Origin of the sequence: Mycobacterium kubicae (assembly GCF_015689175.1) — a bacterium.
GTDB lineage: Bacteria > Actinomycetota > Actinomycetes > Mycobacteriales > Mycobacteriaceae > Mycobacterium > Mycobacterium kubicae.
Window position 1 is genome coordinate 2445136 of the sequence record NZ_CP065047.1, and the last position, 14977, is coordinate 2460112.

Below are 14977 nucleotides of genomic sequence, written 5' to 3' on the forward strand. Positions count from 1 at the left end.
CATCTCGCACCGGCGGCATGGGCGCCGTGCGCCGCCGGACTTAGGGGATGATGGTTGAGTGCCTGACGAACCAACCGGATCGGCCGATCCACTGACTTCATCCGGTGACGCCAGGGCGACGGGGGAGTCCGAACCCACCGCGTCGCCGCGGCGGCTGCGGCTGCTGATGTCGGTCGCGGCCGGGGTGTTGACGCTGGACATCATCACCAAGGTGCTGGCGGTCAAGCTGTTGCCGCCTGGCCAGCCGGTATCCATCATCGGCGACACGGTGACCTGGACCTTGGTGCGTAATTCCGGCGCGGCGTTCTCCATGGCCACCGGCTACACCTGGGTCCTGACATTGATTGCGACCGGTGTGGTGGTCGGCATCTTCTGGATGGGCCGGCGCCTGGTGTCGCCTTGGTGGGCCGTCGGACTCGGCATGATCCTGGGCGGAGCGATGGGCAACCTGGTCGACCGTTTCTTCCGCGCGCCCGGCCCCCTGCGCGGACATGTCGTCGACTTCTTGTCGGTCGGTTGGTGGCCGGTTTTCAACGTCGCTGACCCCGCCGTGGTCGGCGGGGCCATCTTGCTGGTGGTGCTGTCCATCTTCGGGTACGACTTCGACGCCGTGGGCCGCCGCAGATTCGGTGAAGACCCCGGCGCCCAGCGTGAGCCCGACCAGCCCTGATCCCTGCCGACGACAAATGCGAGGCGGGGCGATGACGAGGAGCGGCACGGGTGACTGATCGTTCGATGCCCGTCCCCGAGGGATTGGCGGGGATGCGGGTCGATGCGGGATTGGCGCGGCTGCTGGGGCTGTCGCGCAGCGCCGCCGCGGCCATTGCCGAAGACGGCGGGGTGGAACTGGACGGCGTTGCGGCGGGAAAGTCGGACCGCCTGACGCCAGGGGCCTGGCTGCAGGTGCGCTTGCCCGAGCCACCGGCGCCGCCGCAGAACACCCCCGTCGACATCGAAGGCATGACCATCCTGTACTCCGACGACGACATCGTCGCCGTCGACAAGCCCGCAGCGGTCGCGGCGCACGCGTCGGTCGGCTGGACCGGGCCCACCGTGCTCGGCGGGTTGGCGGCCGCGGGATATCGCATCACCACCTCAGGCGTGCCGGAGCGCCAGGGCATTGTGCACCGCCTGGACGTCGGCACCTCCGGGGTCATGGTGGTCGCGCTGTCCGAACGCGCGTACACGGTGCTCAAGCGGGCATTCAAACAACGCACCGTCGACAAGCGCTATCACGCGCTGGTGCAAGGACATCCCGATCCGTCCAGCGGGACGATCGACGCACCGATCGGCAGGCACCCGGGCCCGGAGTGGAAATTCGCGGTCACCAAGAACGGCCGGCACAGCCTCACCCACTACGACACCGTGGAGGCTTTCGTCGCCGCCAGTTTGCTCGACGTGCACCTGGAAACCGGTCGCACGCACCAGATTCGAGTGCATTTCGCCGCCCTGCATCATCCCTGTTGTGGTGACCTGGTCTACGGTGCCGACCCGGTGTTGGCCAAACGGCTCGGGCTGGAACGTCAATGGCTGCATGCGCGTTCGCTGGCGTTCGCCCATCCCGCAGACGGGAGGCGGATAGAGATTGTGAGCCCCTATCCGGCCGACCTGCAGCACGCCTTGGACGTGTTACGCGCCGAAGGCTGACGGGCCGGGTTTACGAGCTTCGACCAGAACGCGCGCGGCGTGGGCGACGAAGGACCCCTCGGCTTGGATGCGCTCATGCAGTTCTTCTAATTGCCGCCGATACTGCTGCACGCTGAAATCGGGCACCGTCCAAATCACTTTGCGCAGGAAGTAGATGACGGCGCCGATGTCGAAGAACTCCTGCCGAAGCCGCTCGGCGCGCATGGTGATGATGTCAAGACCGGCGGCCCGCGCCTGCGCGGCTTCGGTGTCGGGATGACGCCGCGCCCACGCCTCGGGCTGTGGTCCGATGAAATGTTCCACCAACTCCGCTGCCGTCGCGGGTCCGATGTGTTGGCCAAGGTAGCCGCCCCCAGGTCGCAACACCCGGGCGATCTCGGTCCAACACACGCTGTTGGGGTGCCGGCTGGTGACCAGATCGAACGCCTCGTCGGCGAAGGGCAACACGGATTCGGACGGGGTGGTGACCACCACCACGCCGCGCGGGTGCAAGCGCTGAGTGGCCAACGCCGCGTTCGGCGGCCACGACTCGACGGCGGCCATGGTCGGCGGAAAGGTTTGCGCACCGGATAAAACCTCCCCACCACCAGTCTGAAGGTCAAGTGCCGCAGACACATTCGCGAGGCGCGCGCTCATCATCCGTTGATAGCCCCATGACGGCCGCTGCTCGGTCGCCCGGCCGTCGAGCCAAGAAAAGTCCCAGCCGGCAATCGGCGCGGACTCCGCCTCGGCCACTAGTTGCTCAAAAGTGCGACCCACGTCAGGCATTGTCGTATGCGACGGCCGCTCATGTCGTGCGGCATGCCGCCGTCACGGTGCGTCACACACGGCGGACTGCGAGTCGCTCAAACCTTCGCCGTGCTGCTCTCACCGGAAGCGATGTCGGCGGCGAGCGGTGCGATCGCTCCCAGGATCTCGGCGACGGTTCCGGGCGCCACCTCGGCCGCCGTCAGCGCGTCGCCCAGGTGGCCGGCAACCAGGGTGAAGTGGTGCATGGTGATCCCACGTCCTTGGTGCACCTGCTTCATCGGGGCACCGGTGTAGGGCTGCGGCCCGCCCAAAGCGGCTGCGAAGAACTCGGCCTGTTTGCCTTTCAGGCGGCTCATATTGGTCCCGGTGAAGAAACCGGACAGCTGGTCGTCGGCAAGCACCCGGGCGTAGAAGTCCTCGACCACCACTTCGATGGCCTCGTACCCGCCGATCCGGTCGTAGATGCTGGCCGGCTCCCGCTTGCGCAAGCGTGGCAATAGTCCCATCACGCCAGCCCAGCACCGTGTGATTGCCGCTCCGTTAGGCCACCGTCACGCCCGGATTACTGGCCGTAACAAGCACTCCTCCGTCGGACTCGACCGGCCTGCTCCGCGCCGATAGGCAGCCCTGTGCAGCCGCGGTTTCATGCATGCCTTAGGTTGATTTATGACCTGTGTCACATCAACCACACAGCCATCAGGAGTGACAATCGATGAATCTTGGTGACCTGACGAACATTGTGGAGAAGCCGATCGCGGCGGTGTCCCACATCATCAACACCCCGAACTCGGCTGGGCGATACCGACCGTTCTACTGGCGCAACCTGCTCGACGCGGTGCAGGGTCACACGCTGAAAGAGGCTGTCGACGGCAAGACCATCCTGATCACGGGCGGTTCGTCGGGCATCGGCGAGGCGGCGGCAAAGAAAATTGCCGACGCTGGTGGCGCCGTGGCGCTGGTCGCGCGGACCCGGGAGAATTTGGAGAAGGTCGCCGAGGAGATTCGCGACGAGGGCGGCACGGCCCACGTATACCCGTGCGATCTGTCCGACATGGACGCCATCGCCGAGATGGCCGACCAGGTGCTCGCCGATCTCGGGGGCGTGGACATCCTGATCAACAACGCGGGCAAGTCGATCCGGCGGTCCCTGGAGCTGTCCTACGAGCGCATTCATGACTATCAACGGACTATGCAGCTGAACTATCTCGGTGCGGTGCAGCTCATCTTGAAGTTCATCCCCGGCATGCGGGAACGCGGTTTCGGGCACATCGTGAACGTCTCGTCGGTCGGGGTGCAGACGCGCGCCCCCCGGTTCGGCGCCTACATCGCCAGCAAGGCCGCCCTGGACAGCCTTTGTGATGCGCTGCAAGCCGAGACGGTCAACGACAACGTCCGGTTCACCACCGTGCACATGGCGCTGGTGCGCACCCCGATGATCAGCCCCACCACCATGTACGACAAGTTCCCGGCCCTGACACCGGATCAAGCCGCCGGAGTCATCGCCGATGCCCTGGTGCACCGGCCGCGGCGGTCCAGTTCACCGTTCGGGCAATTCGCCGCCGTGGCCGACGCGGTCAATCCCGCGGTGATGGACCGGGTGCGCAACCGCGCGTTCAGCATGTTCAAGGACTCCGCGGCGGCCCGAGGATCCGACCAATCCCACACGGACCCATCGGAAATCGACAAGCGAAGCGAAACATTCGTGCGCGCGACACGAGGAATACATTGGTGACGTTATGAGCCTGCCCAAACCGAACAAAGAGACCCCCGTCGTCATCACCGGCGCCTCGTCGGGCATCGGTGTCGAGTTGGCGCGCGGCCTGGCCGGCCGTGGCTTTCCGTTGGTGTTGGTCGCGCGGCGTCGCGAGCGTCTGGACGAGCTGGCCGGCAAGTTGCGTGCCGAGCATCAGGTCGAGGTGGAAGTCCTGCCGCTGGACCTCTCCGACGCCGACGGCCGGGCACAGCTGGCCGACCGCCTCCGTAGCGATCCGATCGGCGGCTTGTGCAACAGCGCGGGTTTCGGCACCAGCGGGCGCTTCTTCGAACTTCCCCCTGAACGGGAGAGCGACCAAGTCACCCTCAACGCGCTGGCCCTGATGGAGCTCACCCGGGCCGCTTTGCCCGGGATGGTCGAGCGGGGCGCCGGGGCGGTCCTGAACATCGCGTCCATCGCCGGCTTCCAGCCGATCCCGTACATGGCGGTCTACTCGGCGACCAAGGCGTTCGTGTTGACGTTCTCCGAAGCGGTGCAGGAGGAATTGCACGGCACGGGGGTGTCGGTGACCGCCCTGTGTCCCGGACCGGTGCCCACCGAGTGGGCCCAGATCGCCGACGCCGAGCGGTTTAGCCTCCCGTTGCTGCAGACCTCGCCGCATGAGGTGGCCAAGCAAGCGATTCAGGGCATGCTCGCCGGTAAGCGCACGGTGGTGCCCGGCGCGGTGCCCAAGGCCGTCAGCACCAGCGGCCGACTCATTCCACGTAGCCTGCTGCTGCCCGGAATTCGGATCGGCAACGCGCTGCGCGGCGGCCCCGGCCGTTAGGCATCGGGCGGGAGTTTCAACACCTGGCCGGGCTGAGTGATCTTGTCGGAATTGTTGTTCATGGCGCCGGTCAGCACGTAGAGGTTGTCCGCCGCGTCGATGGCCACCCCGTGGGTGTAGGCCGGCAGATCGATCTTGATCGGATTGCCGTCCGGCGGGACTTCCCACAGCGCCCGGTTGAAGCCGTCGGTGATGAACAGATTTCCGGTGCTGTCGAATACCAGGTGCCGGGGCTCGAGCAGCCCTGACAGCGGCACTGCGGTGGATGTGGTGGCGCCGGCGCCCAGCTTGAGAATCCGACCGCGGCCAGCGCCTTTCACGCTGCCGGAGACGTAAACGGCGCCGGATCTGTCCACTGCGATCCCGCGCGGTAGGTCGAGACCTTCGAAGGGCAGGTCGGTCGGCCTGGTGTCCCGGGGAGCCAGCTTCTTGACGCCGAACTTCAGACCTGAATCCTCTTGGAGTGAACCAGCCGCGTAGACGACGCCGGCCGCATCGACCGCGACGGCGGCAATCTTCGAAAACCCCCGGAACGGCAACCGAATCGGGATGGTCTTGCCCGATTCCACGAGCCACACCTGCGCACCGTAGCTGTAGTAGATGTTGCCGGCGTGGTCGACGGTCAGATCCGACGCGTACCGGAACGTTGCCCCGGGATACTCCAGTGTCGTTGGGCCGCTCGCGCCCGGTGCCAGCTTGAACAACTGCTCCGGCGGGAGGTCGAACGTGCCTGCCCCAGGTGGTGGCGTGAGGCCGGCCAGCGCGTAGACGTTGCCGGCGCCGTCTACGGCCACGGTCACCGTCGGGTGCATACCCGGGAACGGCAACTCGATGGGCTGGCCTGAATATCTCCGTCGAGGTCCGGAACCAGTAGGGGCCGACGAGGTCTTCGGTGCGGTGGCGCCGTGCTGGCCGACAATTCGTGGAATGGCGATGACACCCGCCACCACGGCGGCGACCACTAGTACCGCTGCGATAGTCGGGGCGAGGTAACGCCGCAACCGAGATGCGTGACCCGCCGGTGGCAGCAGCGGCATTGGCGCTGGACGCGAGTGCGGATATGACACCGTGGGGAAGCGACTGCGGATTGGGTCCCATTGCGGCGCAGCCGAGTTGGGGGATGGCGCCGGTTGCGGCAGTTGCACGCTTCGGGTCGCGGCCGCCGGCGGATCAGGTCGCGCAGGGGCTAGGGCGGATAGAACACCTTCGGCGGCGGCAGCCAACTCCGCGGCGCTCCGGTATTGCTGACGGGGGTCGGTCTGCAGTCCACGGGCGATGACATCGTCGAACCCGGCCGGAACCCCGGCGCGTTGTTCGCTCGCCGCCGGAACCGGAGTTGTTCCGGAAGTGGTCAGCCGGCGCGCGGTCAAGCACTCGTACAACACCGCCGCCAGCGCGGCAATGTCGGCGCGGTACGTCGCCGCAGGGTCGGTGACGAGCGTGCGGGTTCGGTCGGAAGACGGCGCGGCACCACGGGTGTCGGTCAGGTGCACGGAGTCCCCGTCACCGAGCAGGATGGTGTCCACAGTGACCTCGCGGTGGCTGCTGTGGTGCGTATGGGCGTGGTCGATGGCGGCCGCGACTTGGCGTACCACGTTGACCGCGCGAGTGGGATCGAGCGGGCCGCCCTGCGCGAGTTGATCTTTGAGGCTGTGGGCCATCAACTGGCTCCGACTTTGAGCACTCGGTTGTTCTCCGTCAGGTAGATCGCGCCCGTGGCATCGACCGCCATACCACCGAATCGCTGGTTCTCCGGTGCGAACATCCGAATGGCCGATTCGGCGCCGACCGCCAATTTCAGCAGCCTGCCCATGCTTTCGGAATTGTCGATGACATAGATGTTGCCCGGCGCGTCGACCGCAATGCTCTGGGCGTAACCCAACTGGCCGAACGGAAGCTGATTCGGGACAGCGTCACCGGGCTTCAGCTTCAACACCCGACCCGCTTGCAGCGCATACACATTGCCCGCGCCGTCGACGGTGACATCCTCGAATGGTCCACCACCGAAAGGCAGGACGTTCGGTGTGGTGGCCCCGACCGGCAATTGCAGCACCCGTTCGTTGGACGCTACGTAAACGGTACCGGCGGCGTCGGTGGCGATCCCGTTGGGGTAAAACCGTCCGAAGGGTAATTCCACCGGGTTGGCGGCGCCCGGGTCCAGCTTCATCACCATGCCGACGTTGTCGCCGCGTGGGAAGTCGGTGACGTAGATGGCGCCGGCGCCGTCCACACTGACCCGCTTGGGCCGGGTCAACCCGGGGAACGGAACATCAACCGGCGCAGTGGAATTCGGCGATAACTTGTATACGCGCGGCTCGCTGGTACCGACGACGTAGATGTCGCCGCCCGGCGTGAGCGCTATCCCGTTGAGCTCCCCGTAGCCGATGATTGTCAATCGGGTGGCGTTGAGCGGCGGGGCCGCGCTGGTCGTCGGCGGTGCGGTGCTGCTGGACACCGCTGTCGTGCTGGTGCTGACCGTGGCGTGCTGCGAGGAGTCGGGAACGGCCACGACCGCAACCACCGCCGCCGTGAGGGCAACCACCGCGACGGCGGCCGCGATGAGGACGTTGCGACGTGACTTTCGATGCATCGGGGAAGGCATCAGTGCCGGAGCCCGGATTCTCGGCGCACCGCCGGAAGTCCAAGGTTGCGTAGTGGCTGCCTGGTGCGGCGGAACCGCCCAATTCCGTTGGCGCACCGGGGTATCGAGGGCCCGCTGGGCGGCGCCCGCCAATTCGCCGGCGCTGCGGTATCGATCCTGCGGCTCTTTGGCCATGCCGCGGCTAATCACCTCGTCGAATCCGATCGGGATTCCCAGATGGTCCCGGCTCGGTTGCGGCGGGGGACTGGTCAGGTGGGCGGCGACCAGGGCCGGTATCTCGGTACGGCTCTCATAGGGCGCCGACCCGGTCAGGCACTCGTACAGGACACACGCCAGTGCGTAGATGTCAGCGCCGGGTGTGACTTCACCGGAGGCCAGGCGTTCTGGAGCGAGGTAGGCGAAAGAGCCGATCGTGGTGCCTTCGCTGGTCAGTTTGGTGTCGGTGGCGGCATTGGCCAGCCCGAAGTCCACCAGGCAAGCGAAGTCGTCTTTGCCCAGCAGGATGTTGGCGGGTTTGACGTCGCGATGTATCACCGTCTCGGCGTGCGCGGCGTCCAGCGCAGCGGCGATTTGGCGCACGATGGTGACGGCCCGCGATGGAGACAGTGCGCCTTCGCGTTCCAGGACGCTTTGCAGGTCCGTGCCGTCGATGAGCCGCATGTCGATGTAAAGCTGGCCCTCGATCTCGCCGCAGCCGTGGATGGGAACCACGTGCGGGTCGTGCAGCCGTCCGGCGGTGCGGGCTTCGCGAAACAACCGCTCGCGAAACGCCGGGTTGTGCGAGTAACTGCTGGACAGCAATTTGAGCGCCACCACGCGGTGCATCACGGTGTCTTCGGCTTCGTAGACCTCGCCGAAGCCGCCGGTGCCGAGTAGTCGCCGTAACAGGTAGGGCCCGAACCGGCTACCCACTCGAGATACGGAAGTCATGACGGGGCACCCAATTCCAACACCTTGCCGGTGGCGCACGTATCGCCCCGGTGGCAGTCGGTAAGGAAGAGGTCTCCGTTCTTGTCGACGGCTATCCCGAACGTGTAGTTCAGCCCGGGGCGGGTTACCCGGGTGGCGCTGGTTGCGCCGGGGGCCAACTTGAAGATGCCCTGCGTGTCGAGATCTGAGACGTAGACGGTGCCTTTCCCGTCGACGGCCACGCCGTAGGGTCGTTGCAGTCCGCCGATTGGCAGCTCGGTGGGAGTATCCGCCCCAGCAGCCAGCTTGAGCACGTGCCGCGCCTCTGCGTCCGCGACATAGAGGTTGCCGTCGCTGTCCACCGCCACACCCGTGGGCGTACTCAGTGGAGTGGTCGGCATCAGCACGGTCGCGCTCGATGCTCCGGGTGGCAATTTGAGAACCTGCCGCAGAACGCTGTCCGAGACGTAGATGCTGCCGTCTTTGCCCATCGCGATGCCTAGCGGGTGGCCGAGATGCCCGAAGGGCAACGGAGTCGGTCCGCGGGCGCCGGGCGTCAGCTTCCAAACTCCCGGCGCATGGTAGTCGGCGACGTAGACGTTTCCGGCCGAGTCCACTGCGACTCCCTCGGCATAGATCTCCCCGAACGTCAACTCGGCGGGCGCGGACTGGCCAACCGCCAACTTCAGCACCCGACCGTCGGGTGACCGTGACCCCAGCTCGGCGGCGTACACGTCGCCGGCCTCGTCGACGGCCACGCCGCGGACTTGCACCAGGTCGGGAAACTTCAACGGTGTCGGGATGGTCGACGAGGGTCGCGGCGAGCTGCTGGCGGCGGGCGTCGACGACGCTGGGCGATGCGCGAAAACGATAATCGCCACCGTCGCGACCACGGCCACCACGGCGACGATGGCCACCGCAATCGTGGTGCGGCGGCCGGTTCTTCGGCTACGCGGCTGAGCCCACGCGGGCGGCGGGGGTACGGGCTGGTATGGCACTGGGCCGGCATCCCACGGCGGCGGCGGAGCCGGGCTGAGCGGCCATTCCTTGGTCGGCGCGGCCGGAGCCAAGGCTCGCTGAGCGGCCTCGGCCAACTCCCCGGCGCTCGGGTAGCGCTCATCGGGGTTCTTGGCCATGCCGCGCGCGATCACCGTATCCATTTCGGACGGAATTCCCGCGCGGTGCTTGCTGGCCAGCGGCACCGGCGCGGTCAAGTGAGCTTGCATGAGCGCAGGAAGGTCGCGCCGCTCCGCGTACGGTGGCGCCCCGGTCAGTAGTTCGTACAGCACGCAGGCCAGCGCATACACGTCGCAGCGTTGATCGACCGCGCCGCCGGAAAGCCGCTCCGGTGCAACGTAATCGAAGGTGCCGACGGCCTTGCCGGGTTTGGTGAGCCGGGCGTCGCCTGCCGCGTTGGCCAGACCGAAGTCGACCAGGCTGGCAAAGTCTTGCCCGGCCTGGCCCGACAGCAAGATGTTGGCGGGTTTGACGTCGCGGTGCAGCACCGACTCGGCGTGCGCGGCATCCAGCGCACCGGCAACCTGGCGGATCAGATTGACTGCCCGAGCGGGCTGCATGGGGCCATCGCGCTTGAGCACGGTGTCCAGGTCCACGCCGCGCACAAGTCGCATGTCGATGTAGACCTGCCCGTTGATTTCCCCGCATCCGTGGATCGGCAGGACGTGTGGTTCGCGGAGGCGCCCGGCCGTGTGGGCTTCCCGGAAGAGTCGCTCCCGGAACACCGGGTCTTGGGAGAAGGTGCTGCTGAGCAGCTTGAGCGCCACCGTGCGGTGCATGGTGGTGTCCTCGGCCTCGTAGACCTCGCCATAGCCGCCGCTGCCCAGCAGTCGAATCAGCCGATATGGCCCGAACTCCGAACCCGCCCGATCCTCGGTCAACTATGTATTCCCTCCACTCGCCGCCGAGCGTAACGCGATTAGCAAAAATTCCGCCGGAGATGACGGGGCGTTACGCTCAGCGGCTATGGCCGCCGTTGACATGACCCTGGACGTTCCGATGGCTCCCCAGAAGATGTGGGACCACGTCTCTGACCTGTCCACACTCGGCGATTGGCTGGTCATGCACGAGGGCTGGCGCAGCGAATTGCCCGACGAGATCACCGAAGGCACCGAGATCGTGGGTGTGGCGCGCTCGAAAGGCCTGCGCAACCGGGTTACCTGGACGGTGACCAAGTGGGATCCGCCGCACGAAGTGGCGATGTCGGGCGCCGGAAAGGGCGGCGCGAAGTATGCCGTCACGCTCACCGTCCGGCCCACCAAAGACGGTTCCAACCTCGGGCTGCGTCTTGAGCTGGGCGGACGTCCCCTGTTCGGCCCGGTCGGTTCCGCCGCGGCGCGCGCGGTCAAAGGAGACGTGCAGAAGTCGCTCAAGCAGTTCGTCGAGCTGTACGGGTAGACCGCCCCGTGGCGATCGCAAGCGCGGCGTAAGCCGGCGCGGCGGGTCGCCACGGAATCAGCTGGCGGGTCGCCGCGGAATCATCGCAACACACTTCGCGACACGCCCGAAACCTGTCGGCGGTCGGTCATAGACTGGCGTCCCTATGAACCAGTCATCCTTCGTGCACCTGCATAACCACACCGAGTATTCGATGCTCGACGGTGCCGCGAAGATCACGCCGATGCTGGCCGAGGTGGAGCGGCTGGGGATGCCGGCGGTCGGGATGACCGACCACGGAAACATGTTCGGCGCCAGCGAGTTCTACAACACAGCCACCAAGGCGGGGATCAAACCGATCATCGGCGTCGAGGCCTATATCGCGCCCGGTTCCCGCTTCGACACCCGTCGCATCACCTGGGGTGACCCCAGCCAGAAGGGTGACGACGTCTCCGGTAGCGGCTCCTACACGCACCTGACGATGGTGGCCGAGAATGCGACCGGCTTGCGCAACCTGTTCAAGTTGTCTTCGCTGGCCTCCTTCGAAGGCCAGCTCGGCAAGTGGTCGCGCATGGACGCCGAACTCGTCGCCGAGCACGCCGAGGGCATCATCGCCACCACCGGCTGCCCGTCCGGCGAGGTGCAGACCCGGCTGCGGCTGGGACACCACCGCGAAGCCCTGGAGTCCGCGGCCAAGTGGCGCGAGATTTTCGGCGCCGAGAACTACTTCCTCGAGCTCATGGACCACGGGCTGTCGATCGAGCAGCGAGTCCGCGAAGGTCTGCTGGAGATCGGCCGCAAGCTCAACATTCCGCCGCTGGCCACCAACGACTGTCACTACGTCACCCGCGACGCCGCCCACAACCACGAGGCGCTGCTGTGCGTGCAGACCGGAAAGACACTGTCGGATCCCAACCGGTTCAAGTTCGACGGCGACGGCTACTACCTCAAGTCCGCCGCCGACATGCGCAAGCTCTGGGATGACCAGGTGCCCGGCGCCTGCGACTCGACCCTGTTGATCGCCGAGCGGGTGCAGTCCTACGCCGACGTGTGGACTCCGCGCGATCGAATGCCGATATTCCCCGTTCCCGACGGCCACGACCAAGCCTCCTGGTTGCACCACGAGGTGATGGCCGGGCTGCAACGACGCTTTCCGGGCGGGGTCGGTCAGGACTACATCGACCGGGCCGAGTACGAGATCAAGGTCATCTGCGACAAGGGTTTTCCCGCGTACTTCCTGATCGTCGCCGACCTGATCAACCACGCCAAGTCGGTCGATATCCGGGTCGGCCCGGGCCGTGGATCGGCGGCAGGTTCGCTGGTGGCCTACGCGCTGGGCATCACCAACATCGACCCCATCCCGCACGGGCTGCTGTTCGAGCGCTTCCTCAACCCCGAGCGCCCGTCGGCACCCGACATCGACATCGACTTCGACGACCGTCGTCGTGGTGAGATGGTGCGCTATGCCGCCGAGAAGTGGGGGCACGACCGGGTCGCCCAGGTCATCACTTTCGGCACGATCAAAACTAAAGCCGCACTCAAGGATTCGGCCCGCATCCACTACGGGCAGCCCGGCTTCGCGATCGCCGACCGGATCACCAAGGCGCTGCCACCGCCGATCATGGCCAAAGACATTCCGCTGTCGGGTATCACCGACCCCGCCCACGAGCGGTACAAGGAAGCCGCCGAGGTCCGCAGCCTGATCGAAACCGACCCCGACGTGCGCACCATCTACCAGACGGCGCGGGGGCTGGAAGGGCTGATCCGCAACGCCGGTGTGCACGCGTGCGCGGTGATCATGAGCAGTGAGCCGCTGACTGAGGCCATCCCGCTGTGGAAACGGCCCCAGGACGGCGCAATCATCACCGGCTGGGACTACCCGTCGTGCGAGGCCATCGGCCTGCTGAAGATGGACTTCCTTGGCCTGCGCAACCTGACCATCATCGGCGACGCGATCGAGAACATCAGGGCCAACAGGGGCATCGACCTCGACCTGGAATCGGTGCCACTCGACGACGCGCCGACCTACGAATTGCTGGGTCGCGGCGACACCCTGGGTGTGTTCCAACTCGACGGCGGGCCGATGCGGGATCTGTTGCGCCGCATGCAGCCCACCGAGTTCAACGACATCGTCGCGGTCCTTGCGCTCTACCGGCCCGGACCGATGGGCATGAACGCGCACAACGACTACGCCGACCGCAAGAACAACCGCCAGCCGATCAAGCCGATCCACCCCGAACTCGAAGAACCGCTGCGCGAGATCCTCTCCGAGACATACGGATTGATCGTCTACCAAGAGCAGATCATGTTCATCGCGCAAAAGGTCGCCTCCTACACCATGGGCAAGGCCGATGCGCTGCGTAAGGCCATGGGCAAGAAGAAGCTCGAGGTGCTCGAGGCCGAGTACAAGGGCTTCTACGAAGGCATGACCGCCAACGGTTTCTCCGACAAAGCGGTGAAAGCGCTGTGGGACACCATTCTTCCGTTCGCCGGATACGCGTTCAACAAGTCGCACGCGGCCGGCTACGGGCTGGTGTCCTACTGGACGGCGTACCTGAAAGCGAATTACCCCAGCGAGTACATGGCCGGCCTGCTGACCTCGGTAGGCGACGACAAAGACAAGGCCGCGGTATACCTCGCGGACTGCCGCAAGCTCGGCATCACCGTGTTGCCCCCCGACGTCAACGAGTCGGTGCAGAACTTCGCCTCGGTGGGCAACGACATCCGGTTCGGCTTGGGCGCGGTGCGCAACGTCGGCGCTAACGTCGTCGGTTCGTTGATCCAAACCCGGAGCGACAAAGGCAAGTTCACCGACTTCTCCGACTACCTCAACAAGATCGACATCTCGGCCTGCAACAAGAAGGTCACGGAGTCGCTCATCAAAGCCGGTGCGTTCGATTCCCTGGGGCATGCCCGCAAGGGCCTGTTCCTGGTGCACACCGACGCCGTCGACAGCGTGCTCGGCACGAAGAAGGCCGAGGCGATGGGGCAGTTCGACCTGTTCGGCGGCTCCGATGCCGGCACCGAGTCGGTCTTCACCATCAAGGTCCCCGAGGACGAGTGGGAGGACAAACACAAGCTCGCCCTGGAACGCGAGATGCTTGGGTTGTACGTATCCGGTCATCCGCTCAACGGCGTGGCGCACCTGCTGGCCGCCCAGGTCGACACCGCCATCCCGGCGATTCTGGACGGGGACGTGCCCAACGACACCCAAGTGCGCGTCGGCGGCATCCTGGCGTCGGTGAACCGGCGCGTCAACAAGAACGGGATGCCGTGGGCGTCAGCGCAATTGGAAGACCTGACCGGTGGCATCGAGGTGATGTTCTTTCCGCACACCTACTCCAACTACGGTGCGGAGATCGCCGATGACGTCGTAGTGCTGGTCAACGCGAAGGTGGCGATCCGCGATGACCGGGTCTCGCTGATTGCCAACGAACTCGTGGTGCCCGACTTCTCCACCGCCCAGGTCAACCGCCCACTGGCGGTCAGTCTGCCGACTCGGCAATGCACGTTGGACAAGGTGAGCGCGCTCAAGCAGGTGCTGACCCGTCATCCCGGTACCTCGCAGGTCCATCTGCGGTTGATAAGCGGCGACCGGATAACCACGCTGGAGCTGGACCAGTCCTTGCGGGTGACGCCCTCGCCCGCATTGATGGGTGACCTCAAAGCGCTGCTGGGGCCGGGCTGTTTAGGCGGTTGAGCCTCTTGGCTTCGCTTCATACGCTTGGGTGATGAGAAACGCGTGGTTGCTGATCGTTGTTCTCTTGCTCAGTATCTCACTTCCGGCGGTGGCCCAAGCCGATCCCGACCCGCACATGCCTGACCCCCACACCAACTTCTGTCCGGGTGGAGGAAGCGGGAATCCACCGCTGTTTGGTAGTGGGAACTGCGACGGAATCAAATACCCGGACGGAAGTTACTGGCATATCGAAGTTTACGGCTATGGAACTCCGATGCCTTATTTGGGAGCAAGATTTCTATACCGTCGGGCCGAACTGCGTGGTTGATAACGGGTCACCGGTGCCCGCGCCTCCCGGCGGCTGCGACGGCGCGGTGCAATAAGCCAAGCCACGAAGTAGGGGCGGCTGCCGAGTGTGCGGCTAGCCGCCCGTTGGCGTCTGACTGTGCGGCTAGC

Annotated in this window: 11 protein-coding genes; 6 read left to right on the forward strand and 5 right to left on the reverse strand. The window is 65.8% G+C overall.

The window, feature by feature from the left end:
* Positions 1-58 precede the first annotated feature (58 nt).
* Together lspA and I2456_RS11600 are read left to right on the forward strand one after the other, a co-directional pair.
* A complete protein-coding gene (gene lspA / locus I2456_RS11595) occupies positions 59-670 on the forward strand; it encodes a signal peptidase II (protein WP_082952273.1) in 612 nt (203 codons plus the stop codon).
* 50 nt (positions 671-720) lie between these two features.
* Positions 721-1647 (forward strand): RluA family pseudouridine synthase, encoded by a 927-nt coding sequence (locus tag I2456_RS11600; RefSeq protein WP_082952274.1) that lies wholly within the window; start codon positions 721-723, stop codon positions 1645-1647.
* On the opposite strand, the gene I2456_RS11605 is transcribed toward I2456_RS11600, so the two are convergent.
* Positions 1630-2406: a class I SAM-dependent methyltransferase gene (locus I2456_RS11605; protein ID WP_085075713.1), complete on the reverse strand. Its 777-nt coding sequence runs from the start codon at positions 2404-2406 to the stop codon at positions 1630-1632. The two genes, I2456_RS11600 and I2456_RS11605, sit on opposite strands and share 18 nt — an antisense overlap.
* 86 nt (positions 2407-2492) lie before the next feature.
* A complete protein-coding gene (locus I2456_RS11610; RefSeq protein WP_068032070.1) occupies positions 2493-2903 on the reverse strand; it encodes a group I truncated hemoglobin in 411 nt (136 codons plus the stop codon).
* 206 nt (positions 2904-3109) lie between these two features.
* Between I2456_RS11610 and I2456_RS11615 the strand changes: the two genes are divergently transcribed.
* Together I2456_RS11615 and I2456_RS11620 are read left to right on the forward strand one after the other, a co-directional pair.
* Positions 3110-4129 carry an SDR family NAD(P)-dependent oxidoreductase gene (locus I2456_RS11615; RefSeq protein ID WP_068032073.1) on the forward strand — a complete coding sequence of 340 codons (1020 nt, stop codon included), beginning with the start codon at positions 3110-3112 and terminating at the stop codon, positions 4127-4129.
* Between the two features lie 4 nt (positions 4130-4133).
* Complete coding sequence (locus I2456_RS11620; RefSeq protein ID WP_068032076.1) at positions 4134-4937, forward strand: SDR family NAD(P)-dependent oxidoreductase; 804 nt, start codon at positions 4134-4136, stop codon at positions 4935-4937.
* Here I2456_RS11620 and I2456_RS11625 read toward each other — a convergent pair.
* Genes I2456_RS11625 through I2456_RS28880 form a run of 3 tightly spaced genes read right to left on the reverse strand, consistent with a single transcriptional unit; the run spans position 4934 to position 10346 of the window.
* On the reverse strand, positions 4934-6598 hold the full coding sequence (locus I2456_RS11625) for a hypothetical protein (RefSeq protein WP_085075712.1): 1665 nt from the start codon (positions 6596-6598) through the stop codon (positions 4934-4936). The genes I2456_RS11620 and I2456_RS11625 overlap by 4 nt on opposite strands.
* Positions 6598-8469 carry a serine/threonine-protein kinase gene (locus I2456_RS28875; protein WP_085075711.1) on the reverse strand — a complete coding sequence of 624 codons (1872 nt, stop codon included), beginning with the start codon at positions 8467-8469 and terminating at the stop codon, positions 6598-6600. Before I2456_RS28875 ends, I2456_RS11625 begins: the two co-directional genes overlap by 1 nt.
* Positions 8466-10346, reverse strand: a complete 1881-nt coding sequence (locus I2456_RS28880) for a serine/threonine-protein kinase (protein WP_085075710.1) — start codon at positions 10344-10346, stop codon at positions 8466-8468. The genes I2456_RS28875 and I2456_RS28880 overlap by 4 nt, the downstream gene beginning before the upstream one ends.
* 85 nt (positions 10347-10431) lie before the next feature.
* Here I2456_RS28880 and I2456_RS11640 point away from each other — a divergent pair, with 85 nt between their 5' ends.
* The gene (locus I2456_RS11640; RefSeq protein ID WP_068032089.1) at positions 10432-10863 is read left to right on the forward strand and encodes a type II toxin-antitoxin system Rv0910 family toxin; all 432 of its coding nucleotides are present in this window, start codon (positions 10432-10434) and stop codon (positions 10861-10863) included.
* Positions 10864-11008: 145 nt separating this feature from the next.
* Positions 11009-14542, forward strand: coding sequence for a DNA polymerase III subunit alpha (gene dnaE, locus I2456_RS11645; protein WP_085075709.1), 3534 nt, complete (start codon positions 11009-11011; stop codon positions 14540-14542).
* The last annotated feature ends 435 nt before the right edge of the window (positions 14543-14977 follow it).